The 24,656-nt window shown below is 68.9% G+C and carries 25 protein-coding genes and 1 pseudogene; 19 read left to right on the top strand and 7 right to left on the bottom strand.

The features are described 5' to 3' along the window. Positions 1-147: 147 nt before the first annotated feature. Positions 148-1,887, top strand: a complete 1,740-nt coding sequence (locus SMIR_RS37365) for an FAD-dependent monooxygenase (protein WP_349636917.1) — start codon at positions 148-150, stop codon at positions 1,885-1,887. Positions 1,888-1,897: 10 nt separating this feature from the next. On the opposite strand, the gene SMIR_RS37360 is transcribed toward SMIR_RS37365, so the two are convergent. Next, positions 1,898-2,482 (bottom strand): TetR/AcrR family transcriptional regulator, encoded by a 585-nt coding sequence (locus SMIR_RS37360; protein WP_168489259.1) that lies wholly within the window; start codon positions 2,480-2,482, stop codon positions 1,898-1,900. A 26-nt stretch (positions 2,483-2,508) separates the two neighbouring features. Here SMIR_RS37360 and SMIR_RS45060 point away from each other — a divergent pair, with 26 nt between their 5' ends. Continuing rightward, positions 2,509-2,769 carry a helix-turn-helix domain-containing protein gene (locus SMIR_RS45060; protein ID WP_168500833.1) on the top strand — a complete coding sequence of 87 codons (261 nt, stop codon included), beginning with the start codon at positions 2,509-2,511 and terminating at the stop codon, positions 2,767-2,769. A gap of 24 nt (positions 2,770-2,793) precedes the next feature. Further along, positions 2,794-3,153, top strand: a complete 360-nt coding sequence (locus tag SMIR_RS37350; protein WP_168489260.1) for a hypothetical protein — start codon at positions 2,794-2,796, stop codon at positions 3,151-3,153. A gap of 153 nt (positions 3,154-3,306) precedes the next feature. Here the strand turns inward: SMIR_RS37350 and SMIR_RS37345 are convergent. Next, positions 3,307-3,810 (bottom strand): annotated as a pseudogene (locus SMIR_RS37345) (LuxR C-terminal-related transcriptional regulator); the annotation flags it as partial. A gap of 45 nt (positions 3,811-3,855) precedes the next feature. Between SMIR_RS37345 and SMIR_RS37340 the strand changes: the two are divergent. Beyond that, entirely contained in the window at positions 3,856-4,152 is a 297-nt protein-coding gene (locus SMIR_RS37340) for a helix-turn-helix domain-containing protein (RefSeq protein ID WP_168489265.1), read from the top strand. 369 nt (positions 4,153-4,521) lie between these two features. On the opposite strand, the gene SMIR_RS37335 is transcribed toward SMIR_RS37340, so the two are convergent. Further along, positions 4,522-6,057, bottom strand: coding sequence for an aldehyde dehydrogenase family protein (locus SMIR_RS37335; protein WP_168489267.1), 1,536 nt, complete (start codon positions 6,055-6,057; stop codon positions 4,522-4,524). A gap of 283 nt (positions 6,058-6,340) precedes the next feature. Continuing rightward, positions 6,341-7,132, bottom strand: a complete 792-nt coding sequence (locus tag SMIR_RS37330; RefSeq protein ID WP_168489269.1) for an SDR family NAD(P)-dependent oxidoreductase — start codon at positions 7,130-7,132, stop codon at positions 6,341-6,343. 72 nt (positions 7,133-7,204) lie between these two features. Between SMIR_RS37330 and SMIR_RS37325 the strand changes: the two genes are divergently transcribed. Then, a complete protein-coding gene (locus SMIR_RS37325) occupies positions 7,205-7,660 on the top strand; it encodes a MarR family winged helix-turn-helix transcriptional regulator (protein WP_116507027.1) in 456 nt (151 codons plus the stop codon). Between the two features lie 475 nt (positions 7,661-8,135). On the opposite strand, the gene SMIR_RS37320 is transcribed toward SMIR_RS37325, so the two are convergent. Then, a complete protein-coding gene (locus tag SMIR_RS37320; RefSeq protein ID WP_168489271.1) occupies positions 8,136-9,083 on the bottom strand; it encodes a quinone oxidoreductase family protein in 948 nt (315 codons plus the stop codon). A 122-nt stretch (positions 9,084-9,205) separates the two neighbouring features. On the opposite strand from SMIR_RS37320, the gene SMIR_RS37315 reads away from it, so the two are divergent. The 5 genes from SMIR_RS37315 to SMIR_RS37295 all read left to right on the top strand — a co-directional run bounded on the left by SMIR_RS37315 (position 9,206) and on the right by SMIR_RS37295 (position 13,057). Further along, positions 9,206-9,955 carry an SDR family oxidoreductase gene (locus SMIR_RS37315; RefSeq protein ID WP_168500834.1) on the top strand — a complete coding sequence of 250 codons (750 nt, stop codon included), beginning with the start codon at positions 9,206-9,208 and terminating at the stop codon, positions 9,953-9,955. A gap of 16 nt (positions 9,956-9,971) precedes the next feature. After that, complete coding sequence (locus SMIR_RS37310) at positions 9,972-10,637, top strand: TetR/AcrR family transcriptional regulator (protein WP_168489273.1); 666 nt, start codon at positions 9,972-9,974, stop codon at positions 10,635-10,637. A gap of 246 nt (positions 10,638-10,883) precedes the next feature. Then, positions 10,884-11,276, top strand: a complete 393-nt coding sequence (locus SMIR_RS37305; protein WP_168489275.1) for a nuclear transport factor 2 family protein — start codon at positions 10,884-10,886, stop codon at positions 11,274-11,276. 20 nt (positions 11,277-11,296) lie between these two features. Next, positions 11,297-11,995 (top strand): type 1 glutamine amidotransferase domain-containing protein, encoded by a 699-nt coding sequence (locus tag SMIR_RS37300; protein ID WP_168489277.1) that lies wholly within the window; start codon positions 11,297-11,299, stop codon positions 11,993-11,995. A gap of 192 nt (positions 11,996-12,187) precedes the next feature. Continuing rightward, on the top strand, positions 12,188-13,057 hold the full coding sequence (locus SMIR_RS37295; protein ID WP_168489279.1) for an MmyB family transcriptional regulator: 870 nt from the start codon (positions 12,188-12,190) through the stop codon (positions 13,055-13,057). Positions 13,058-13,461: 404 nt separating this feature from the next. Here the strand turns inward: SMIR_RS37295 and SMIR_RS37290 are convergent, their stop codons facing one another. After that, complete coding sequence (locus tag SMIR_RS37290) at positions 13,462-14,331, bottom strand: helix-turn-helix domain-containing protein (RefSeq protein WP_168489282.1); 870 nt, start codon at positions 14,329-14,331, stop codon at positions 13,462-13,464. A gap of 274 nt (positions 14,332-14,605) precedes the next feature. On the opposite strand from SMIR_RS37290, the gene SMIR_RS37285 reads away from it, so the two are divergent. The 7 genes from SMIR_RS37285 (at position 14,606) to SMIR_RS37255 (ending at position 20,231) form a co-directional block, all read left to right on the top strand. Further along, on the top strand, positions 14,606-14,938 hold the full coding sequence (locus tag SMIR_RS37285) for a carboxymuconolactone decarboxylase family protein (protein ID WP_168489284.1): 333 nt from the start codon (positions 14,606-14,608) through the stop codon (positions 14,936-14,938). Between the two features lie 31 nt (positions 14,939-14,969). Beyond that, the gene (locus SMIR_RS37280) at positions 14,970-15,359 is read left to right on the top strand and encodes a (R)-mandelonitrile lyase (RefSeq protein ID WP_168489286.1); all 390 of its coding nucleotides are present in this window, start codon (positions 14,970-14,972) and stop codon (positions 15,357-15,359) included. 36 nt (positions 15,360-15,395) lie between these two features. Next, a complete protein-coding gene (locus SMIR_RS37275) occupies positions 15,396-16,412 on the top strand; it encodes a zinc-dependent alcohol dehydrogenase family protein (protein ID WP_212728025.1) in 1,017 nt (338 codons plus the stop codon). 108 nt (positions 16,413-16,520) lie between these two features. Next, positions 16,521-16,862 carry a nuclear transport factor 2 family protein gene (locus tag SMIR_RS37270; protein WP_212728024.1) on the top strand — a complete coding sequence of 114 codons (342 nt, stop codon included), beginning with the start codon at positions 16,521-16,523 and terminating at the stop codon, positions 16,860-16,862. A 339-nt stretch (positions 16,863-17,201) separates the two neighbouring features. After that, positions 17,202-17,573: a DUF2255 family protein gene (locus SMIR_RS37265; protein WP_168489290.1), complete on the top strand. Its 372-nt coding sequence runs from the start codon at positions 17,202-17,204 to the stop codon at positions 17,571-17,573. A 67-nt stretch (positions 17,574-17,640) separates the two neighbouring features. Next, the gene (locus SMIR_RS37260; RefSeq protein WP_212728023.1) at positions 17,641-19,227 is read left to right on the top strand and encodes a Na+/H+ antiporter; all 1,587 of its coding nucleotides are present in this window, start codon (positions 17,641-17,643) and stop codon (positions 19,225-19,227) included. Between the two features lie 47 nt (positions 19,228-19,274). Then, entirely contained in the window at positions 19,275-20,231 is a 957-nt protein-coding gene (locus SMIR_RS37255; RefSeq protein WP_212728022.1) for an amidohydrolase family protein, read from the top strand. Between the two features lie 109 nt (positions 20,232-20,340). Here SMIR_RS37255 and SMIR_RS37250 read toward each other — a convergent pair whose 3' ends face one another. Continuing rightward, the gene (locus SMIR_RS37250; protein ID WP_249938651.1) at positions 20,341-21,213 is read right to left on the bottom strand and encodes a helix-turn-helix transcriptional regulator; all 873 of its coding nucleotides are present in this window, start codon (positions 21,211-21,213) and stop codon (positions 20,341-20,343) included. A 1,043-nt stretch (positions 21,214-22,256) separates the two neighbouring features. Here SMIR_RS37250 and SMIR_RS37245 point away from each other — a divergent pair. Together SMIR_RS37245 and SMIR_RS37240 are read left to right on the top strand one after the other, a co-directional pair. Next, the gene (locus tag SMIR_RS37245; protein WP_212728021.1) at positions 22,257-23,216 is read left to right on the top strand and encodes an NADP-dependent oxidoreductase; all 960 of its coding nucleotides are present in this window, start codon (positions 22,257-22,259) and stop codon (positions 23,214-23,216) included. Between the two features lie 217 nt (positions 23,217-23,433). Continuing rightward, positions 23,434-24,420 (top strand): aldo/keto reductase, encoded by a 987-nt coding sequence (locus tag SMIR_RS37240; protein ID WP_212728020.1) that lies wholly within the window; start codon positions 23,434-23,436, stop codon positions 24,418-24,420. The last annotated feature ends 236 nt before the right edge of the window (positions 24,421-24,656 follow it).

Raw genomic sequence — 24,656 nt, 5'->3', positions numbered from 1 at the left:
CAGCAGGTGTCACCATGACGTTCCCTGTCTCTTGAACCTGAGATGAGCGTAGCACCGCACATGATCGGTCAAAAGTCTTGTATTTTTCCAGGTCTTCCATACATCGACATGCGCGTGCAATTCTGACCCTGGTTCAAGAGGTGGGCCATGAGCGGTCCGACCCTTGCTCAGGAAGGCAGATCTTCTATGTCTGACCAGCACGAGAGAGCCGGATCTCGGCGCGTCCTAGTCGTAGGAGCGGGGCCCGTGGGCCTCGCGCTCGCGATCGAGTTGGGGTGGCGTGGTGTACCGGTCACCGTGATCGATCAGGGCGACGGCCGCGTGCCCTTTCCGGCAGGCGAGGCGATATTTTCACGCACCATGGAACACCTGCGCCGCTGGGGTTGCGCGGAAGAGGCACGCACGGAGTCGGCACCGGCCCCGGACTACCCGCACCGCACGGTGTTCGCCACCTCCGCCACCGGACACGTCCTCACCGAGTTCGACTACGGGGTCACCAACCGGTCTTCGGGCGTGTACAACCCGCTGACGCCGGAGGGTCCCGCATTTCTGTCCAAGTTCTCCTTCGTGCCATTGCTCGCACGCACAGCCGGTGAACTGCCAGGAGTGGAGATCAGGTACGGCACCCGTCTGGAGACGATGGAACAGGACTCCGAGGGTGTCCTGGCCGTGGTGCGCGACCTGGCGAGCGGTGCCACGGAAACGCTGACCGGCACCTACCTGGTGGCCTGCGACGGAGGCCGCAGCGGCATACGTCGGGCGCTCGGCATCGAGTTCGAGGGCATGTTCGCCCAGGGGCACAACTTCGCCGTGCACTTCCGTTCGCCGCAGCTGCTGGACCTGCTGCGGGAGCGGCTGGGCGGCCCAGCGGTGCAGATCCACACCCTGTCGTCGGTGCGCAGGCCGTACATCACGGTCGTCAACGGCGTGGACGAGTGGCGGCTCTCGGTCTACCTGGACGAGGAGCCCGACCCCGACGACGCGGTCGCCTGGATACGCGAGGCCGTCGGTGCGCCGATCAACGTGGAGATCCTCGCAGCGCAGCCCTGGAGCGGACACTGCGTCGTGGCCCGCACCTACCGTGAGGGGCGGGTGTTCCTCGCGGGCGACGCCGCGCATCTGCTCTGGCCCAAGGGTGGCTTCGGCGCCAACACCGGGATCGGCGACGCCGTGGACCTCGGCTGGAAGCTCGCCGCGACCCTCCAAGGATGGGGAGGCCCGGCGCTCCTGGACAGCTACGAGAAGGAGCGGCGGCCGGTCGCCGTCCGCAACGTCACGGAAGCCTCCAGCAACTGGAGGGCCGACGCGCGGCTCGTCCCCGATCCAGTGCTCGACCGTATGGACGCGAAAGGCGAACTGCTCCGACGTGAGCTGGGCGAGGAGATCCGCCAGTCCCGGGCCAAGGAGTTCCGCTGCACGGGCGTCCAGCTCGGATACCGTTACAGCGGTTCCCCGATCTGCGTGCCGGACGGAAGTCCGGAGCCGCCCGACGAGCCGGACGAGTACGTACCGTCGACGTGGCCCGGCTGCCGCGCACCGCACGTCTGGCTGCCCGACGGCAGTTCGGTGCTCGACCACTTCGGGCGCGGGATTACTCTCGTGGTCTCGGGTTCCGCGGACCCGACGCCGCTGGTGCAGGCCGCCCGCCGGTGTGATGTGCCGTTGACGGTGCTGCGCCTCGCCGACCCGGCCGCCGCAGAGCTGTACGAGCGGCCACTCGTCCTCGTCCGCCCGGACGGCCACGTCGGCTGGCGGGGTCGGCAGGCTCCCGCGGATCCCGTCGCTGTGCTCGACATGCTGCGCGGGGCGACGGTCCCGCCTCCGGACGCGAAAGCGCCCGGAGCGGCGCGGACGGTATCAGCGGGAGTCGGTACTCACCTCGTCTGAGTTACCGCTCTCAGCGCTCCCGCCCCTTGGCCCCCGAACTCCTGGCCAGGGCGGACTCCATCAGGAACCGGATCATCTCGTGGGCCGGCCTGTTCCGGTCGTTGGGCACGTTCGCCCCTTCGAACACGGCGACCGCGACATCGCGGACGAGCGCGGCATCGACGCCGGGAGCGTGATCGAGGCCGTGCTCGGCCATGAGCTCGTCGACCAGTCCCACGATCCAGTTCAGGAAGGTGTTGTGGGCCTCGCGGACTGCCTCCGAATGAGGAAGCCGGTCGTGCATGGCCTGGTGCAGCGGACGGGAATAGCGCATGTCGGACAGCCCGCGCACCAGGCGGCTCAGTGGGTCGGCACCGGCCTGCTCCTCGTTGAGGATGCGGATCTCGCGACTGAGCATGCGGTTCATGACGGCGGCGAAGATGTGGTCCTTGGAGTCGAAGTACCAATAGACGTTGCCCCGGGCCACGCCTGCGGCGGAACTGATGTCCGCCATCGTGGTCTTGTCGTAGCCCTTCGAGAGAAAGAGCTCGGTGGCCGCGGCTAGCAGATCACCCGTGCGCTCCTCCCGGGGGATCTGTTGGCGGTTCCGCGGCATCCCGACTCCTCCCATGAGTTCACCACATCTCAAGTGAGTGTAGACACCCGGCAGGCCGCGCCCTGCTCAGGAGGAAGGAGTGCTGTGCCCACCGGCCCCCGGCGAGGAGTCCCTGGAGATCCTTCACCGGGGAAGATGCGGCGCGCGTTCAGCGCGAGGATCGTGCCGCGGAGCAGCTCGCCGCCGCGACGGAACTGTTCCTGACCCGCGGCTATGCCGGCACGACGATGGCGGACATCAGCGCGGCAGCAGGTGTCGCCCGAAGCAATGTCTACGGGTATTACTGACTAAAGAGTGACATATTCGCCGCGGTGATGGACGTGGTGCTAAGTCACGAGATCCAGGCGCTGGACAGCGAATTCCGTGACCGCGATCCGCTGACCTGGCGCCTCGCGGACATGCGTACTTTCCGCTCGCTGCATCGGGCTTCGCACGAGCGACTCGACCGCTCATCGGTCGTGCGGGAGGTCCACGAGCGGTTCCTGCACTGGATGCGGTCGATGGTGTGCGAGGTGCTCGACCGGTGCCCGCACCCAGTGGACAGGGAGATGATCGCGGATCTGACCGTCGCCGTGTTCGAAGGCGCGAATGTGCCCCGCTCCCGTCAGCGCCCCGCCCACGAGCTGATCCGATTCCTGCTGGAAGGGGTCATCGCGCGGGCGGGCTCCTGAGATGGGTCGTTATGAGCTCACGGAGATGGGTTACGGCGTGACGACGATCTTTCCGGTGGTGCGGCAGGCCATACCGGACCGTCCGATGAGCGCGAGCCCCATCACCCTCGACGTGACGGGGTTCCGGATCACAGGCGGCGGCCGCTCGCCGGTTCAGTCCACGGCGGGCCGGGCGAGGCCGTGGTCGTAGGCGAAGATCACGGTCTGGATGCGGTCGCGGGCTCCGATCTTGGCCAGGACACGGCCGACATGCGTCTTGACCGTGGACTCGGACAGAACGAACCGCGCAGCGATCTCCCCGTTGGTCCAGCCCTTGCCGACGGCCACGAGGATCTCGCGCTCACGGTCGGTCAGGGAGGTGAGCCTCAGGTCCTCGGAGGGGTCAGTTCTGTGGGAGGGGACGTACTGGGCGAACTCGTCAAGGAGGCGGCGGGTGAGAGCGGGCGCGATGACAGCGTCGCCGACGGCGACCGCGCGGATCCCGGCGAGGAGCTCCTCGGGGCGGGCGTCCTTGAGAAGGAAGCCGCTCGCGCCGGCCCGCAGGGCGGCGTGGACGTACTCGTCGAGGTCGAACGTCGTGAGCACGAGGACGCGTGAACGGTCACCGGCGGCGACGATGCGGCGGGTGACCTCTATGCCGTCCTTGCCGGGCATGCGTCCTCAGCCTCGTCCGCTCTCGGTCCCCAGCACCCTAAGTACACGATGAGTGCCGAACCCGCCCTGGTCAGCGGGGCGTACGCGCTGTTCGAAGCCGCGTGGGAGACGGCCACCGAACTGGCGGCCTTCTTCGGCCCCAACCGGCCCCGGATCGACGCGCGAGCCCGCGAGGTGCTGTACGCACTGGGCTCTGGAATGACCGACGTGACAGCCTCACGCGAACTGGGCATCTCGCTGCGCACCTACCGCCGCAGAGTCGCCGAACTCCTCGTCGCCCTGGACGCGGGCTCACGCTTCCAGGCCGGGGTGCGCGCGGGCGAGTTGGGCCTGACCCGCGGGTGAGCGGACCCAAGCCCGGACCGAACGGGGTCAAACATCGAGGTTCAGGCGAAGTAGCGGGGGTCCCGCCTGATAGGAGTCGGCGCTGCCTTGGGCCCGGCATCCTCCGATGTCCGGTCCAGCGCTCCGTACCATCGCCAGGCGGCCGCATGCCCGGCGGCCTTCCATCGCTCACCGCTCGCACCCGCGCGCGCACCTGGCGCGTCGCAACTCTCCCATGCGCCCCGACATCGGCGCGGCGTCCGGGACCCGGGTCCAAGACGGTGCAGCGTCTCGAACCCGGGTGCCGGGCAGGCCGATGGCCTGCCTCGTGAGGGCACGTACGGCGTTCCGGGCTCGGCCCGGAACGTCCGTGGGCGCCCGTGAGTTGAATCAGTCCGACTTCTCGCCGCTCTCGGCCAGGATCCTGTTACGGGCGCCGGCGAGGGCTCCCTCCATGGCTCCCTGTGGCCTGCCGAAGGTCGAGGCGGAGAACCGGGCGGGGCCAGTCTTGGCGGTGAAGGAGTGCGCGTAGGCGAACTCCCGCAGTCCCTCCTCCCCCTGCTTGCGCCCGTAGCCGCTGTCGCCCCGACCGCCGAAGGGCACGGCGGGGTTCATGGAGAACACCAGTGCGTCGTTGATGCTGGTCATTCCCACGCGGAGGCGACGGGCGATGGCTTCGCCGCGGTCGCGGCTGAAGACCGCGCTGCCCAGCCCGTACCGGCCGGCGTTGATGTGAGCGACGGCCTCATCGGCGTCGGCGACCTTGATGACCGCCAGCGTCGGTCCGAACGTCTCCTCCGTCGCCGCGAGGGCGTCGGGGGCCACTCCGACCAGGATGGTGGGCGCGGCATAGCGGTCGCCCACCGCGTCGAGGCCGCCGACGGTGGCTGTCGCGCCGCGCTCCAGGGCGTCCTCAATGTGTTCCCGGATGATCAAGGTCTGGCTCGGCAGCGGAACCGGCCCGATCTCCGCGTCCTCGTCGCTGCCGACGCGTACCTGCCCGGCAAGCTCGCTGATCTTCTCGACGAACTCGTCGTGCACCAACTCGACTACGTAGGCCACTTCGAGACTGATACAACCGTGCCCGGTGTTCTGCATGGCGCCCCACGCGATGTGAGCGGCGGCTTCGTCCAGGTCGGCGTCCTCGGCGACGATGACGCCGTCCTTTCCGCCGAGTTCCAGCAGAACGGGGGTCAGGGTCTGCGCGCATTGGGCGGCCACCGTCCGGCCTGTGGCGACGCTGCCCGTGAACGCGAGCTTGTCGAGGCCGGCCTCGATGAGCGCCTGACCCGTGGCCCCGTATCCGTTCAGGTTCTGCAGGACGGCCGGCAGTTCCGGAACGGCACGCTGCCAGGTTCGGATGAGCCATTCGGCGACGCCGGGCGTGATCTGGCTGGGCTTGAGGACGACGGCGTTCCCGGCCGCGAGCGCATCGGCGAGGATGGCCGCGGGAGTGAGCAGGGGGAAGTTCCACGGGCCTATGACGCCGACCACGCCGTAGGGCTGGTACTCGACCCACGCACGCTGGTTGGGCGTGGTGGGGCTGGATGGAACCTCCCGGCGCTCCAGGACCCGCGCGGCGTTGTCAGCAACGTACTGCAGGTGCTCGAGAGTCCCGAGCACCTCCACGCGGGCGTCGTCGAGGGGCTTGCCGTTCTCGGCGTGAATGAGTGCAGCGCCCTCTTCACCGCTCGACGCTATCTGCCGCCGCCACGCGCGCAGCCGCTCCGCACGGCCCTCGAAGCCGAGGTCCCACCAGGCCCCGGTGACCGAGCGTGCGGCGGCGACGGCCGCGGCAGCCTCTTCCTTGCCGGCAACGGGATATCGGGCGAACTCGGCTCCGGTGGCCTGGTCGATGGTGACGATCTCGGTCGCGTCGTACCCGATGACGCCGTCACGGGTGATCGTCGGAATGTTGTCGGTCATAGGTCTTCCCTAACTTTCTTCCGCCCGCCCGAATGAGACACACCGTGGGTGAGGGCGGTGGCGGAGGCGGTCTTCGGCACGAGTGGCCGCTGGAGGGCAGTCGGCGCGGGCCGACGTGGAGGACTGCATGGTGGAGGTCATGGGGAGCGTGTGCCGTGCCCCGTTCGGCAGCTGGGCAAGGGTGGCCGCGGATCGGGAGGCACCCTCGACGGACGGGCGTAGCGCAGCCTTGGGAGGGCGACCCGTGGCCGGGTCGGGGGCAGCGCCGAGGAGACGCCCGCTGCTACGCGTGCGGGCCGCGGTAGCGAGTTGCGGGGGTGGGCTGGTTGCCGCCGGTGAGCAGAGCGGACTCCGCGGCCAGCAGGGCTTCAAGGGCTGCGGCCTGGTCCTCCAGACCGGGTGCGCACACGGTCTCCCCCAGGCGCAGGCCGGCAAGGCTGGCCGAGGCGACGTCCTGCGGGGTCATCGCCCAGGGGATGTCGCGGCCGACGCCTTCGTTCCACTCCGTGGCCACGACGCCGGGCAGCAGCAGCTGCGTACGGATGGGCGTGTCCGCGAGCTCACCTGTGAGGGTCCGGGTGAAGGCGACGGTGGCGGCCTTCGCCGCCGCGTAGAGAGTGCGTCGTGGTGCGCGGGGATCGTTGAGGCCGCCGCTGAAGGCCAGCAGCGAGGCCACCGTGATGATCGCGCCTTCTCCGGCGGCGAGCATTCCGGGAAGCGCGGCGCGGACCAGCTGAATGGGGGCCACGGCGTTGAGGGTGAGCAGGCGGTCGATGTCGGCGGGGTCGACGTCGACGAGCGGGGCGTAGCCGCCGACGCCGGCGTTGCTGACCAGCAGGCGCACGTCCCCCGCGGCGAGACGGCCGGTGACGGCGGTGATGCCCTCGTGGGTGCCGAGATCGGCGGGCAGCACCTCCACGGCGGCACCCCGGGCGCGGAGCTCCTCTGCGAAGTCGCCGAGCCGGTCCGCGCGGCGCGCCACCAGCACGAGGTCGTGGTCATCCACCAGCAGACGGGCGTATTCGGCGCCGATGCCGGAGGAAGCTCCGGTGATGAGAGCGATCGGGCGAGTCATACGCCGAGCATGCCTCAACCGTTAGCTTAGTGTCAAACGCTTGATGGTTATGAAGTGTCGTACCCTTGGCAGGTGATACGTGATGACGAGGAGCCTGTGGGGCTCGGCGCGCTTGACCGGGTGACCTGGGCATTGCGGCGCGCGGAACTGGCGGTGCAGACGCTCAAGGAACAGCGGCTACGTCCGCTGGGCATGGCCGCCGCGCACTACACCCTGCTGATGTCGGTGCACAGCGAACCAGGGCTGGCCGGCGCCGAGTTGGCCCGCCGCCTCAACGTCACCCCTCAGGCCGTCGCCTCCCTCGTGGCACGCCTGGAGGGCCGCGGCCAGTTGGAGAGGCGCGAGCACCCGCGCCACCGGCACGTGCAGGAACTGCACCTCACCGACGCCGGGCGGGAGGCGCTGCGCGCGGCCGACCAGGTGATCGCCGACGTAGAGCGTCACATCACCGAGGGCCTGGGACCGGACCAGAGCGCGCAGCTACGGACGCTGCTCGACCAGGTGAGCAAGACGGTGCGCAACGCCTGAGCTCGTCGGCCGGTCAAGGACAGGCTGGCGCGTCGGTGGCCTAGGCACGGCGCACGCCGCCCGCTCCCCCGGCGGTCTCGGCGCATCGTATGCCGCCGCCAGCGGGGTTCCAGCCGACCGCGGCACCGGTCGGCCCGCAGCGAAAGCAGCGACCACTCGCTCGAGGACCAGTCCACCGCCCTCGCCTCAAGGTCGACATCGGCACGGCGATCTCGTCCATGCACGGTCGGTCCGTGCAGGGCGGCAGGGATCCTGAACGGCGCCCTGCCGCCTGAAGCAGGTGGGTGCCGCAGCTTCCAGCGGTCCCCACCACCGCGAGCAACGGGGCAGAGCTTCTTCGCCCTCCGCTTCCGCCTCGGACGCTCCCTTCTCTCTTCTACTGCGTCATGACGTCACGGGCACACCAGCGTCAGGACTCGTGCGTCGGCCGGCCACGGCCATCCGAACGGAGTTGCCGGTGCAGTCAGGGGCCCGGTCACGGGACGAGGACGATCTTCCCCGTCGTATGCCCGGTCATGATCTGCCGATGCGCGGCGGCGGCTTCGCGCAACGGATGGCTGGCGGCGATCAGGACGCGCAGTCGCCCGGCGCCCGCGGCTTCGGTGAGCTGCAGGCGCGCAGCGGCGCGGACTCCCGTGCCCGGGTCCGCGCCGGGCCCGCCGCCCAGGAGCCTGATGCCGGCTCGGGCCCCGCGTTCGAACGCCGCGACGGTCGCGATGCGGGACCGGTCCGCCACCAGCTCCACCGAGACGTCCACCGCCTCGTCGGTGCCCACCAGGTCGGCAGCCGCGTGGACTCCCTGCGGTGCTGCCGCGCGCACCCGGTCCGCCAGACCCGGCCCGTACGCGATCGGAATCGCCCCCAGGTCGCGCAGTACGTCGTGCTTGGCCGGGCTCGCCGTTCCCAGTACCCTGGCTCCGCGCTCGACGGCCAGTTGCACGGCCATCAGGCCGACGCCACCCGCCGCGCCGTGGACCAGCACCGAGTCGTTCTCGCGCAGGCCGATCGCTTCGAGAACGTGCACAGCGGTGACGCCCGTGACCATCAGTCCTCCGGCCTGCTCCCAGGAGAGAGCGGCGGGCTTGGGCACCACCGACGAGGCCGGGACGATGAGTTCGGCGGCGTACGCGCCGGGCGCTCGGTACGCGATCACCTCGTCGCCGATCTGGATCGGACCGGCGGGGCCGGTCGCGTCGGCACCGACAGCGGTCACCACACCGGCCGCTTCGGCACCGAGCCGCATCGGCAGGTTCGCCGGATCGGTTCCGAAGGCGCCGCTGTACATCTTGTGGTCGAAGGGGTTGACGCCGACGGCGCGGACCTCGATGCGCACCTGACCCGGCCCGGGCTCCGCTACGGCGACATCGATCACCGACAGCACCTCGGGACCACCGTAAGCACGCGCTACTACTACTTCGCTCATGTCAGGAGAGAACGCGGTGCCGGAAGGCCCGATTCCCCATTGCGGTGACTTTTTTGAGCGGAGCGCTCCGCTCCGATAAGTTGGGCAGCCGATCAACCGACGCGGGAGGACACATGAACGCCATGACCAAACCCACGGCCCTGGTGACCGGCGGCAGCCGGGGAATCGGCGCTGCCACGTCACGGGAACTGGCGGCTCGCGGCTACCGCGTAGCCGTCAACTACTTCTCCCGCCGCGAGTCCGCCGACCAGGTGGTCAAGCTCATCGAGGCCGACGGCGGGGAAGCCTTCGCCGTACAGGCCGACGTGTACGACCCCACCCAGGCTGCCGAACTGCTGGAGCGCTCCGCGGTCGACGGGCGCTTGGACGTTCTTGTCTGCAACGCCGGTGCCCGCTTCATTCCCACCCCGGTTCAAGCCCTCGCCTGGGACGACTTCAGGACGAAGGTGACGGACGAGCTGGCATCCGTCTACACGCTCACCCAGGGGGCATTGGGGCTGATGGGCACCCAGGGGCAGGGCCGGATCGTGTACGTCTCCAGCGCCGTGGCCGACGGTCCGCCCGCCCCGGGCATGGCCGCCCACGGCACCGCCAAGGCCGCCCTGAACACCTTCGCCCGCTTCGTCGCCCACGAGGCAGGCCCGCTGGGCATCACCGTCAACGTCGTGGCACCCGGCTACGTCCGCACCGAGAGCAGCGCGCGTATGCCGCAGGAATTCCAACAGCGACTGGCTGCGAACACCCCCCTGGGGCGGGTCGCGGAACCGGAGGACGTGGCCCGGGCGATCGCGATGCTCGTCGGTGAGCAAGCCGCCTTCGTCACTGGCGAGGTGCTCACCGTCGACGGTGGGTACGGCGTGGCACGCCGGTAGGGAAAAATACCTGTCCATGGGTGACACGCAGACCGGCAGACCGCGCGGCCGCCGGCGGGAGGCGGACCGCAACGACGCCCGCCTCATGCAGGCTGCGCGCGAAGTCTTCGCCGAGCTCGGCTGGGACGCCCCCGTCTCGGAGATCGCCCGCCGGGCTGGCATCGGCATGGGCAGCCTCTACCGCCGCTATCCCAGCAAGGAGCTGCTGGCCCAGCGGATGCGCGTCATGGGGATGGAACAGCTCATCGCCCAGGCCCGCACAGCCCTCGCCGAGGAGCCGGACCCTTGGGCGGCCTTCGCCCGCTTCCTGCGGAACGCGCTCTCGGCCCAGGGTGCAGTCGGTCCGCTGCTCCCGCTGGTGGGCGGCCGACTGCCAGCCACCGATGAGATCGTGGCCGCCTCCGGCCGGCTCCGGGCCGCCCTCGACGACCTGGTGGACGGCGCGCACCGCGCGGGCGTACTGCGCGCCGACTTCACTTCCGCCGACGTCCCCTTGCTGCTCGAACACCTCACCGCGCGGATCCCCGTCACCGACGAACGCGCCACCACGCTCCACCTGCGGTACCTGGACCTGATCCTCGCCGGACTGCGCACGTCGACCACCGATGGGCCCTCCGCGTTGCAGAGCCCGGCTCCGGACTGGGCAGAACTCAGCGAGCTGTGGAACGCCTCCGAGGGCTGAGCCCTGCGCTCCCATAATGAATGCAGCGCCCCCGTGCTTTTGCTTCGCCGTTCTGCGCTTTTTCCTTCTCACCGAGGGATCAACCGGATCCCCGGTGCATTGCGTGCCGGGGAAAATTCCTTCCCCCTCACACCGCGTCCTTCCGATGCAATGCTTCATCACGCGGCGAGCACGACATGCGACAAGCCGCGCGACCATGTGCCGTTTCAGGGCCTCCATCTGATGCGCCTCCGCAAGGAGAGAACTATGTCCGACTCCCCGAACATCGCCCTCATCCGCCGGCTCTACGAATCCGGAATGTCCCCGGAAGCAACCGCCGACATCATGGCGCCGAACCTCATCTGGGACATCACCCCGGGCTTTCCGAACAGCGGCGTGTACCACGGCTGGGACAGTGCGGCGAAGGACTTCTTCGGCGGGATGATGCCGAATTACAAGTCCTTCGGCGCGGTGCCCGAGGAGTTCTACGCGGACGACCAAGGACACGTCTTCGTGTACGGGCATTACCACGCCGAGACGAAGACCGGGAACAAGGCCGACGTCCGCTTCATCCACCTGTGGACCATCCGCGACGGCAAGGCCGTACGGATGCAGCAGGCCGCCGACAGCCACGTCCTTCAGGAAGCCCTCAAGGGCTGATCCAGCACCGGGAGACCCCCATGGCGAAGATCCTCTTCGTGATCACCGCGTCCGACCACTGGACGCTGGCCGACGGAACCCGGCAGCCCGCCGGCTTCTGGGCCGAAGAAGCGCTCGGCCCGTACCAGGTCTTCAAGGAGGCCGGGTACGAGATCGCCGCCGCCACACCCGCAGGTGTGCCGCCCACGGCGGACGCACTCAGCCTCAGCCCGGAGTTCAACGGCGGCGAGGAAGGCGCCGAGCGCATGCGGGCCGCACTGCGCGAGGCCACCGAGCTGGCGCATCCGATGCGCATCGAGGACGTGAACATCGACGACTACGTCGCCGTGTTCTACCCCGGCGGCTGGGGCCCGATGGAGGACCTGCCCGACGACGCCGCGTCCGGCAAGCTGCTCACCGAATGGCTCGCCTCTGGCAAGCCGGTGTCCCTGGTGTGCCACGGCCCCGCGGCGCTCCTGGCCACCATCGGTGCGGACGGGACGTCCCCGTTCACCGGCTACCGCCTGACCGGCCTCTCCAACGCTGAGGAAAAGCAGAACGGTCTCGCGGACCGCGCGAAGTGGCTGCTGCAGGACCGCCTCGTCGGCGAGCTCAAGGCGGACTACCGCGAGGCCGAGCCGTTCACCCCGCACGTCGAGGTCGACCGCACCCTGTTCACCGGCCAGAACCCTGGCTCGGCGGTTGCACTGGCCCAGGAGCTGCTCAAGGCACTGGGCTGACGTCCCAGACGTCCCAGCGGTGCGCTCACTCGGCGGCCAGGTCGCGCTCACCAGGCGCGACCTGGCCGCGCCGAGTCTCGTCACATGCGGATACAAACGTCGAAACGCATGATTTGCCCACGCTGGTCGAACGCAACGTAGGAAGAATCCTTCCCCCTCACAACGCCTGACCTCTGTGCGACGCTGGAGGTGATGAACCGCAAACCGCACCTGAACGAGCTGGGAGAGTTCCTCAAGGCCCGCCGTGCCGAGCTCAGCCCCGAGGAGGTCGGGCTGCGCGGCGGCCAACGGCGGCGTGTGCGCGGTCTGCGCCGCGAGGAAGTGGCCTTTCTGGCCGCGATCAGCACCGAGTACTACGCGCGGATCGAGCAGGGCCGTCTCCAGGCGTCGGGTCCCCTGCTGAACGAGGTCGCCCAAGTGCTCCGCCTCAACGAGGACCAGCGCACCTACATGTTCGAGCTCGCGGCGAAGGAGACGGTGCGCACGCCCAGGGCAGGCGAGCGCCAGCAGGTGGACACCCAACTACGGCGCATGCTGGACGATCTCACCGCCACTCCGGCGTTCGTGATCGGTCGGCGGACCGACATCCTGGCCTGGAACCAGCTCGCCGCCGCCCTGTGGACCGATTTCGGGCGCTACCCGGAGCAGGAGCGCGTGTTCGTCCGGCTGCTGTTCGCCGAACCCTGGATGCGCGAGCTGTACGCGGACTGGGAAGAGGTCACTCGTCTGGCCATCGCCCAGCTGCGCATGCAGAGTGCGCGCTACCCCGGCGACCAGCGCCTCACCGATCTGGTCGAGGAGCTCTCTGCACGCGACGCGCAGTTCCGGCAGTGGTGGACCGAGCACGACGTCGCCACGCGGGGCAAGGGCACCAAGAAGCTTCGTCACCCGGTGGTCGGGGAGCTGACGCTCGACTGGGACACGCTCACCTGTGCCACGGATCCCGAGCAGCACATCATCGTGTGGACCGCAGCACCCGGTTCCCCTTCGCACGACGGGTTGCGTCTGCTGGCATCCTGGGCAGCGGACCAGAAGCGGACGGCATCCGGCTCCTTCCGGTGAGCCCTTTCCCAAGATGAGCGCGGTCGGATTCGGGGGAAAGCCCTTCCCCTGGTCAGGGACCCGGACCGGGTACGCGCGGAAGTTCCCGACGCGTCGAGGGGCTCCTCGACGGGGCGCTGCTCGGCGCTATCACCGCTCGGGCCGTCCGGGGCGGCGGCCCTGTGGTGCCGCTGCGCGGCTTCGAGGGTCCCGGCGAGCGAGACGTCGTCTGTCGAGCCGATCGCCGTGTTCCGCTACGCCCGTCAGCGCGCCAGGCTCGACCGGCTCCCGCAGCAGGTGGAGGAGGGCCGGATCACCCCTCCGGGCCGCGAAGACGTTTCCGGCGAAACGGGCCGCCGAGGCCCATCAGGTGCCGGCGGCCGGCGGGGTGCGAGGCCGGCTCGTCCTGACCTTCTGAGTGCCACTCAAGCTGTCACATCCCGTTCCGGCTCGTACGGATCGGCAGTCCGCGACGCCAAGAAGCGCAGTCCGTCATGGGACCGCGTCCCGGGCTCCGCGGTCAGGATCACCAACTGCTGCGTGGGGTCGGCCGAGCAGGTCAGGCTGTCCCAGTCGAGCGTGAGGTCGCCGACGACCGGGTGGCGCAGCTTCTTGGCGCCCACCCGCAGGCCGGCCAGGTGGCGGCCTGCCCACCACTGCCGGAAATCGGCGTCCGCCACCGACAACTCGCCGACGAGCGCCGTCAATCCGGGTTCCCCGGGGCACCGGGCGGCCAGCAGGCGCAGTTGCGCGACGCAGCTCCGGGCGACCGTACTCCAGTCGACGTAGAGATCACGGAAGGCGGGCTCGGTGAAGAGCAGCCGGACGTAGTTGCGCCGTTTCTCCGGGACGCGATGGAAGTCAGTGAAGAGAGCGGCCGCCAGAGAGTTCCAGGCCAGGATGTCCATGCGGCGACCGATCACCACGCTGGGGGTCGCGGTGAGATCGTCGAGCAGGCGACGCAGCTGCGGTTGCACCTTCTGTGCGGCCTGACGGCGCGGGCGAGCCGCCTGGCGACCGGCCAGCTCGAAGAGGTGGTCCCGCTGGTCGTTGTTCAGGTGCAGGACCCTGACGAGAGCCGCCAGCACCGGCGCAGAGGGCTGGATACGCCCCTGCTCCAGCCGTGCGTAGTAGTCGGAGCTGATGGCCGCGAGCAGGGCGACCTCCTCCCTGCGCAGGCCGGGCACACGTCGCGGGCCACCAGTGTCGGGCAGACCGACGGTGCGCGGACTCAACTCGGCCCGCTGCTCCTTGAGAAATGCTCCCAGCTCGTTCACATGCGCGTCGCTGGTCATGCCGACCAGTCTCGCACCGCCCCGTCCTGACGAGGGGGGGAAGGATTCTTCCCTGGATAAGCCTTGCCCGGGGTGGAATTCTCCCCATTGCGGGCTCACGCGATGGTGACAGGGTCGAAGACGGGGTCGGCGAGCGCGGTCGGCCCGCGGAAAGCCTTCAACCGAACAGGCAAGCCGTCAAACGCTGAGTACGGAATTCGTTTGCGAATATGAAACAGCTCCCGGCCGCAGGCCGGGCCACCCGAATCCCTGAACACGCAAGGAGCACCACCCCATGACCGAGCGGAAGAAGTTCGCACCGCCGGCGATCCAGGAATTCGCCCCGAAGCTCGCCGAGGTGACCGACACGGTCCTGTTCGGCGACATCTGGGAACGCCCGGGCCTGTCCCCTCGAGACCGCAGCCTGGTCACCGTCACCGCTCTGGCCGCCTTGTACCGCAACGACCAGCTCGGCTTCCACCTCGGCAAGGCGCTGGAGAACGGCGTGACCAAGGACGAGCTGGTGGAGGCCCTCACCCATCTGGCCTTCTACGCCGGATGGCCCAACGCGATGACCGCGGTGACCCAGCTCAAGGCGATCGTGGAGAAGTCGGACCAGTCGGGCTGAGGTACCGCTCCCATTAAGGGACAGACACACCATGGAACTGCTGAAGCTGCCTGCCGAATGGTTCACCGGCGACGCCTACGCCGACGTGATCCACCGTGGCGAGGAGCCCTCTCGGATGCGGGCCAACATGGTCCGTTTCACTCCTGGCGCCCGCACCGCCTGGCACTCCCACGGCCTGGGCCAGACCCTCTACATCGTCGAGGGCATCGCGCTGGTGCAGTCCCGTGGCGGCAACATCATCGAGGCCCACCCGGGAGACGTCATCCACACGCCTCCGGGTGAGCAGCACTGGCACGGTGCAGCGCCCGACCAGTTCATGACCCACCTCGCCCTGTGGGAGACGGACGACGCCACCTGGCTCGAGCACGTCTCGGACGACGAGTACAACGGACCGCGCGCCAACGCCCGTACCCGCCCCTGACACCACGCCAGATCCGACGCGACCTGAGAGAGCATCATGCGAGCCACCATCATCCACGCGCCTGGTGACATCCGGGTGGAGAACGTCCCCGAACCGAACATCGTCGCACCGACGGACGCCGTCATCCGTACCGTCGCCACCTGCGTGTGCGGCTCCGACCTGTGGAGCTATCGGGGCATCAACCCAGTCACCGAGCCGCAGCCGATCGGCCACGAGTACGTCGGCATCGTCGAGGAGGTCGGCAGCGACGTATCCAATGTCAGGCCCGGCCAGTTCGTCATCGGCTCCTTCATCGCCTCTGACAACACCTGCCCGGTCTGCCGGGCCGGCTACCACACCTCCTGCCAGCACCGTGACTTCCCCAACGGCTGCCAGGCCGAATACGTCCGCATCCCCCTCGCCGACGGCACCCTCGTCGCCACCCCGGAGCAGCCGGCCTCAGAGCTGGTCCCGAATCTGCTGACCCTCTCCGACGTCATGGGCACCGGCTGGTACGCCGCCAAGGCGGCCGAGGTCGAGCCGGGTTCGACGGCCGTGGTCGTGGGTGACGGTGCGGTGGGCCTGTGCGGTGTCATCGCGGCGAAGGAACTGGGCGCCGAACGCATCATCGCCATGAGCCGGCACGCATCCCGGCAGAAGCTGGCCCTGGAGTTCGGTGCCACCGACATCGTCACCGAGCGCGGCGAGGAGGGCGTCGCCCGCGTCAAGGAGCTGACGAACGGCATAGGCGCCGACTCGGTCCTGGAGTGCGTCGGCACCCAGGAGTCGATGCACCAGGCCCTGCAGTCCGCGCGCCCGGGTAGCAACGTCGGCTTCGTCGGCATGCCTCACGGCGTGCAGATCGACGGCCAGGAACTCTTCTTCTCCCACGTCGGTCTACGCGGCGGCCCTGCGCCCGTGCGCGCCTACCTTCCCGACCTGATCGACCGCGTGGTCAGCGGCCGTATCAACCCGGGCAAGGTCTTCGACCTCACCCTGCCCCTGGACGAGGTCGCCGAAGGCTACAAGGCCATGGACGAGCGCCGCGCCATCAAGGCGCTGCTGCGTCCGTGACATGAAGCCCGGCGGTGGTGGGTGCGGGATGAGCCTTGCCCACCACCGCCGCCACCACCGAGCGGTGAGCGCTCGCCCACCGCAGCCCAGCAGAAACGGACCGACGCCATGACCAGCGAGGCGATTGCCACCGTCGAGGCGTACTTCAAGGCGCTCGGTACGCGCGACATGGAACGGATCCTCCCGCACTTCGCTCCCGATGCCACCTGGACGATCCCCGGTGATCCGGCCCTGACGCCATGGGCTGGGCGCCGCAGCGGGCCGGAGGAGATCCGGCAGTCTCTCGCCGCGTTCTTCGCGGCCGTCGAGCCGCTCGCATTTGAGCTGCGCTCCTTGGTGGAGACCGACGGACAGGTGCTGGTACCGGGCCGGTACGCCTCCCGGTTCCATCCCTTGGGGCAGGTGCTCGAAAGCGAGATGATCCTGCGGTTCACCATCACGACGGCCTGATCACCGACTACCGCGTCTTCGAGGACTCGCCCGGCATCACCCGTAGCTACCTCGGTGCGCCTCTCACCCCAGGTCCCGCCTGACCGCAGGTCTTCCGAAACCCCTCGACAGCAACACATCGGTACCTACGCCTTCCTCGGTCTCAGGAGCCCCCGCATGTCCGTTCGGCGCCCTGTTGGCAGCCCATGGCGACATCCCGCACAGCCTGCGCGAAAGCCTGGCCATCACCGCGGTCATGGCCTTCGTCGGTGTTGCGGCGAATCTCTTCCCGAGGGCGGCCCGACGACCTGACGAGCTTCCTCGCGTACTCACCGGATCAAGGAGATCGGAGACACACCCATGACGGCATGGACGAGCGATGACCTCAACCGCATCGCCACCGCTGACGAGTTGGAGATGGCACCGCTCAGGCGCAACGGCACTCTGCGGAGGCCGGTGCCGATCTGGGTCGTCCGCGACGGTGACGACCTTTACGTCCGCTCCTTCCGAGGCACGGATGGCGGCTGGTGGCGTACGGCCCGTGCGAGCTACGAGGGGCACATCCGCTCCGGCGGAGTCGCCCAAGACGTCACCTTCGTGGAGGTGCAGGACGACGAGATCAACGACCGTATCGACACGGCGTACCGCACCAAGTACGGCCGCTTCGGCGGCGCCTACGTCGACCCCATGGTCGCCGCACGCTCCACGACGCTACGGCTGATCCCCCGATGAGCAGAACGATCCCCGCGGAAGCCGCTGAACCCCCACGAACAGCTGGTCCAGCACTGGAGTAAGCGCCATGCTCGGTCTTGAACTCGTCGTCGTCCTGGGCGCGGCCGTGCTGCTGGGCAATGCCCTGGGGCAGCGCTTCGGTGTCGCGCCGCCCGTCGTCCTACTGATCGTGGGCGCCCTCATCGGGCTCGTGCCGGCCGTCCGCCAAACCCAACTCCCGCCCGAAGTCGTGCTATTGCTCTTCCTCCCCGTGCTGCTGTACTGGGAGAGCCTGACCACGTCCATGCGGGAGATCCGTTCGAACCTGCGCGGCATCGTCCTGCTCAGCACGGTCCTGGTGATCCTCACCGCGTGGGCCGTCGCGGCCGCCGGGCACGCGCTCGGACTGCCGTGGGGGCCGGCGTGGGTTCTGGGCGCGGCCGTGGCGCCCACCGACGCGACCGCGGTCGGCGCGCTGGCCGGTTCCCTGCCGCGCCGTGAGGTCACCGTGCTCCGGGCGGAGAGCCTCGTCAACGACGGCACGGCGCTGGTCATCTACGGGCTGGCGGTCGGCATCACCGTCGGCGAGGAGCACCTCACCCTTGCGCACGTCGGAGCGCTGTTCCTGCTGGCGTACGGCGGTGGGGCCGCGGTCGGCGTGGCGGTCGCCTGGGTCAACATGAACCTCCGGCGCCGCCTGGCCGATCCCCTGCTGGGCAATCTCGTCATGATCCTGGCACCGTTCACGGCCTATCTGCTCGCCGAACTGATCCACGCCTCGGGTGTCCTCGCTGTCGTCGTGAGCGGACTGATCATGGCCCAGGTGGCTCCGAGCCTGATCCGGGCCGAGCACCGACGCCAGGCACTGGCGTTCTGGCCGCTGGCGACCTTCATCATCAACGGCGCCCTGTTCGTCCTGGTCGGAGTGGAACTCCAATACGCGTTCCGCCACTTGAGCCGCGCAGATCTGCGGGATGCACTGATCGCCGTCGGTGTGGTCAGCCTGGTTCTGGTCCTCGTCCGGTTCGCGTTCCTGTTCTCCTCCGCCTACCTGATCCGCCTGATCGACCGACGTCCACAGCAGCGGCTGCGGAGAATCAGTCACCGGGCACGCACCGTCAGCGGCTTCGCCGGCTTCCGGGGCGCGGTGTCGCTGGCCGTGGCGCTCTCCGTACCGGAGACCGTCGACTCGGGCGCACCCTTCCCCGACCGCGCCTTCATCGTCTTCGTCACCTCCGGCGTCATCGTGGTGACCCTCGTCGTGCAGGGACTGCTGCTGCCGGGCGTGGTGCGCTGGGCCCGGCTGCCCCGCGACACCTCCGTCGACGAGGAACAGATCCTCGCCGAGACCACGGCAACCGAGGAAGCCGTCAAGGCGCTCCCGGAACTCGCCGTCGAACTGGGCACCACTCCCAAGGTCACGGAGTGGCTGCGCCAGGAGTACGAAGCCCACCTGGCGACCGTACGGGCCGAAGGCGCCGGCACCGACGAGGATCCCGCTCTGCTCCACAACCGCCACTACACCGACCTCCGCCTCGCCCTCATCGCCCACAAGCGCGCAACCGTCGTCCGCCTGCGCGACGAACAGCGGATCGACGACACCGTGCTGCGCCGCCTCCAGACCGCCCTGGACTACGAAGAGGTGCGGCTGGCCGGACGCGAGCAGGTGGAGTGAGCCGAGCCGGCCTCGACGACACCACACACCAGAAGGGACCTCCCGTCATGTCCACCGGCCTCATCGACGTCCACGCCCATCTCCTCCCCGACTTCTACGTCCAGCAGGCGACGGCAGCCGGCCACGGCCACCCCGACGGCATGGGCGGCTGGCCGTCATGGTCCGTGCAAGCCCACCTGGACCTGATGGACCGCAACTGCATCGAGACCGCGATGCTGTCCGTGTCCTCACCCGGCGTGCACTTCGGCGACGACAAGGCGGCCCGCCTCCTCGCCCGCCGCGTCAACGAGTACACCGCCGAACTGGCCCGGGGCCACCCGGGTCGCTTCGGCACCTTCGCCTCGCTGCCCCTTCCCGACGTGGACGGATCCTTGGAGGAGATCGCCTTCGCCTTCGACGGACTCGACGCCGACGGCGTGGCCCTGCTGACCCACACGCACGGGGTGTATTTGGGCGACCAGCGCCTGGAGCCGGTCTTCGCCGAACTCGACCGCCGCCAGGCCGTCGTCTTCCTGCACCCCACCTCACCGGTGTGCTGGGAACAGTCCGCACTCGGCAGACCGCGGCCGATGGTCGAGTACATCTTCGACACGGCCCGTACCGTCACCGACATGGTGATGGCGGGCGTCCTGACACGTCACCCGAACATCAAAGTGATCGTCCCGCACTGCGGCGGTGCGGTGCCCGTCCTCGCTGATCGCATCAACGAGTTCATGAGCCTGTTCCTGCAGTCGCAGCAGCCGCCCCGGTTGGACGCGGTGCAGCAACTGCGCGGTCTGTACTACGACGTGGCGGGCACCGCTTTCCCACGACACGTGCCGGCGCTGTTGAAGCTCGTCGACCCGGACCGCGTGCTCTTCGGCAGTGACTACTGCTGGACGCCGTCCCCGCTGGCCGACGCGCACATCGCGGCGATCGACGCCGCCGAGCCGCCGGCGAAAGGCGCCACGTGGCGGTCACTCACGACGGCAAACGCCAAGCGTGTCTTCCAGAGCGCCTCGTGATGAACCACGGCAAGCCACGTGCCGACGCGGTGATGAAGCCTGCGCCGCCGGTCCGGCGACGAACCTCGTCTCCAGGGCCCAGGTCCGATGTGCCTGCTCGGCGAAGGCGTCACACGGCGGCGCCGTCCAGTCCCTCAGGCGCCCTCTCGATCGTGGACGCCAGAGAGCGCAGAGCCTCGTGAGCGGGGCTTCCTGGCTCCGCGGTCCACACGACGAGCTGCTGCTCGGGATCCTCGGCGCACATGAAGGTGGACCGCTCGAGGGTCAGGTCGCCGACCACGGGATGCCGGAGCAGCCTCGTACCGCCGGCCCGCACGGCGACATCGTGCGAGGTCCACCACAGGCGGAAATGCGCATCCAGCACGGAAAGCTCCTCGACGAGGGCAGTCAGTCGAGGGTCATCAGGGTTCCGTCTGCTGTCCATGCGCAGATGGGACAGGGCCAGGCGACCCATGTCCTCCCAGTCCCGGTACAGCACGCGGATGGCGGGCTCGGTGAACACCAGGCGCACGTAGTTCCGCTGTTCCTCCGGGACATGTCCGAAGTCCATCACCAGGGCGGCGGCCATGGCATTCCACGCCAGCAGGTCCGTGTTGCGCCCGATGACGAAGCCCGCGGTCAGGGAGAGGTCGTCGAGCAGGTGCTGCATCTGCGGCTGGACTCGTTGGCGAACGCTCCGGCTGACAGGGGGCGAGGCCGTTTTCCCTGCGAGGGTCAGGAGGTACTCGCGCTGATCGCCGTCGAGGCGGAGCACCTGTGCGAGCACGTCGACTACGGCAGCCGACGCCTGGACACGTCCCTGCTCGAGCCGGGTGTAGTAGTCGGTGCTGATCGCGGCGATCTGAGCGACTTCCTCACGCCGCAGGCCGGGAACACGCCGGGGCTCACCGTTGTCGGGCAGCCCGGCCTTGTCGGGACTCAGCTGGGCACGGCGCGCCTTGAGGAAGGCGCCCAGTTCCTCCAGGCTCGGATCGCGTCGCACACCCACAGCTTCGCACCTTGCCGCGATCCCGCGCCCCAAACGCCCCTTCACCACCAACCCCGTCCTCACCTGGAGGTCGAGACGCCGGGCGAAGGGCACGGGGTGGCCCCCCGTCATCGCCGAGCGGCCCGCAAGCACCCCCTGATCAAGATCTCCCTTGCAGGGGGCGGCCAACGGTTGCCCCAGCGGCCGGCTCGCTGGTCATGCCCCGACCACGGCTGTGGTGCTGGAAAGCGGCAGGCCTCGGCGCGCCGGCACCGCCAGCGGCGTGTCCGAACCGGGCAGGCGGGTCGGCGGCGCCCAGGCCGCCGACGCTTTCGGCACCCTGCTCGCCCGCCCACTCCAGAGCGGGGGCGGAGATGCTCAGTGCAGGACATCGTCCTCGGCCTCGCGGCACTCGATCAAGCCGCCGTCCTTCGAGGTGGTTGTACGTCATCGTCATCGATGCTTCTCCCTCTGGGAACGGCAGTACGTCGTGTACGGGCCGTGCGGAGGAAGTCACTACGGCTGCCTCTGGTTCTGCAGCCGGGGAGCCGGCTGCGTGGTCGGCGTACCGCTTGAGTGGCCTACAGGTACATAGCCGCCCGCTGACTCGATACCGGCGGTCGGGACACTTCCTGTACGCGGACGCCCCCATACGACGGTGGCCTGAGCGAGCGGTTCGGACGCGGACGTAGCGACGTACGCGTTGACGATGAACACGATTCTCCAAACAGGGGTGGAATGGGAATTGGGTCGCAGCCGCAGCCGCAGCATGACTGTAGGCGAGCATTGCGGCCACGGATCTTTTTTGCCGGGACCTATTAGTCACCGGATCGATGCATGCGCAGTCGTCCGGACGCGAGAATTCCTGCCAAGGACGATGCTGCCAGGCAGATAGAGCTTGCACGGTCGACCCACCCCTGCGCAGGGGAAGGATTCATCCTGGGAAAAATCCTTCCCCCCTTCAGGATCGAGTGCCTGGGTACGATAACTGGTGGCTCTGCGCGAGAAATCCATTGAGCCTCGCCACATCACATCGCGAGAAGTTAGGAAACGGCCGGATGAAAGTCATTGGACTGCGCGAGTTCGGCGGACCGAAAGTGCTGCAATCTTTCGAACTCCCCGACTCGCACCCTGGGGCCGAGGAGGTGCGGCTCCGTGTTCACGCCGCCGGAGTTAATCCCGTGGACGCAATGGTTAGGTCCGGGCAGCTGGTGCAGATGTACACGGGCCTCACGCCGCCCTTCGTCCCCGGGATGGAGGTCGCAGGTACCGTCGAAGAGGTGGGCAGCGATGTCGACCCTCGCTGGGGCCTGGTGCCGGGCGCACACGTCGTGGGATTCGTCGACAACGCCGGAAGGCACGGCGGCTACAGCGAATATCTCGCCCTACCCGCGCGGTCCGTGGCCATCGCTCCCTCGAATGCCTCCGCCGCCGAGACGGCCGGTTTCCTCAACAATGCGCTCACCGCTCACAACGTGCTCGACGCATTTCGGCTGCCAGAAGGCGCCACGCTCTTGGTGACAGGCGCTGCAGGATCGGTCGGCGGATACCTCGTGGAACTCGGTGCCGCGGCGGGCCTTCGCGTCGTGGCCGTCGCGGCAGAGGAAGATGCCGACCTCCTGGGCTCCCTCGGCGCGCACGCGTTCATACCGCGCGGCCCCGGCATCGCCCTCCGGGTACTCGACGAGCTCGGTACTCGGGTGGACGCGGTGGCTGACGCCGCCTTGCTGCACGAGCAGATCGCTCCCGCCGTGCGTGACGGCGGCCAGATCGGCATCCTGCGCTCTTGGGACGGCGATCCAGGGCGCGGAATCAAGGTCAAGCACCTCAACGTGCGAGAACGACGGACGGACCGGGACGCGATCGTACGTCTGCGCGACCAGGTCGAAGACGGCACGCTCACGCTGCGCGCCGCCATGCCCTTCGATGCGGACGACGCGGTTGCCGCCCATGCCCGGCTCGAGCAGGGCGGCCTGCGCGAACGAATCGTCCTCGTGTTCGACAACGAAGCGTGGTAGCCCGGCTCACCAGGCACCACTTCGCTCACCTGGAAGCCCTGAACACCGACTGCGCCTCCACCATCGGCCTTGCTCATTCACCGTTGCGAACCGGAGACGCCGGGAACCGACCGCATGCTCCGGGCTCCATGGGCCGCCGGAAGGACGCAGGACGCTGCGGCCGGCCGTCCTGCGCTCGACATCGGCCGGCCGGCGCCAGCCTCGACAAGGAGAAACAATGCACACGCGAACGCTCGGGCGCGACCTGCGGGTCTCCGCCATCGGCCTCGGCGCCATGGGAATGTCCCAGAGCTACGGGCCCAACCCCGGTGACCGGAGCGACATGATCGCCGTACTCCGTGGCGCCGTCGACCGCGGGATCACCTTCTTCGACACCGCGGAGGTGTACGGCCCTTACGTCAACGAGGAGCTTGTCGGCGAGGCCCTCGCTCCGGTGCGTGACCAGGTCGTGATCGCCACCAAGTTCGGATTCCGCATCGAGAACGGCGCCCCCGCCGGGCTCAACAGTCGGCCCGAGCAGATCCGTGCCGTCGCCGCGGCCTCCCTGAAACGGCTCGGGGGCGAGAGGCTCGACCTGTTCTACCAACATCGCGTTGATCCGGAGGTGCCCATCGAGGAGGTCGCCGGCACGGTGGGTGAGCTCGTGCAGGAGGGCAAGGTCCGCTGCTTCGGGCTCTCGGAAGCCAGTGCGGAGACCATCCGCCGCGCACACTCGGTCCACCCCGTGACCGCGGTGCAAAGCGAGTACTCGCTGTGGACCCGGGATCCCGAGCCGGAGGTCCTGCCGACGTGCGCGGCGCTCGGGATCGGATTCGTGCCCTTCAGCCCGCTCGGCAAGGGATTCCTGACCGGCACGGTGGACGCGTCGACCTCGTTCGTGACCGGTGACGTCCGCACGAACATTCCACGATTCACGGCCGAGAACCGGGCGGCGAACCAGGCTCTCGTCGAACACATCACCACCCTCGCGCAAACCAAGAGCGCCACACCCGGGCAGGTCGCACTCGCCTGGCTGCTCGCACAGGATCCGTGGATCGTTCCGATTCCGGGCACACGACACATCGCGCGAATCGACGAGAACTCCGGCGCCACCAAGCTCCCGTTGTCCCCCGACGAACTGGCGGACCTCAACGAACTCGCCGGCCGGGTCGGGGTACAGGGAGACCGTTACAACGAGCACCACATGTCGCTGGTCGACAAGTAACGGACGACGGCGGCATTCCGCGGACCGGTCCACACCTCATCAGGGACGAAACGGCTCTCCGGCGGCCGCGCGCAGAAGCCCCGTCGGGACCATGCCTGCGGGGCTTCTGCGTCTCGGCCGTCGCGCGCGCTCGCACGCACGTCTCACCGACTGTGCGGGCTCTCCCGGGCCATGAGGCCCCGACCTGGCGATACACCTCCGCCCTCGATCAGAAGGACACCGCTGGACGGTCCCTA

Origin of the sequence: Streptomyces mirabilis (assembly GCF_018310535.1) — a bacterium.
In the GTDB taxonomy this organism is placed as follows: Bacteria; Actinomycetota; Actinomycetes; order Streptomycetales; family Streptomycetaceae; genus Streptomyces.
This window is presented reverse-complemented; position numbering and strand designations above follow the sequence as displayed.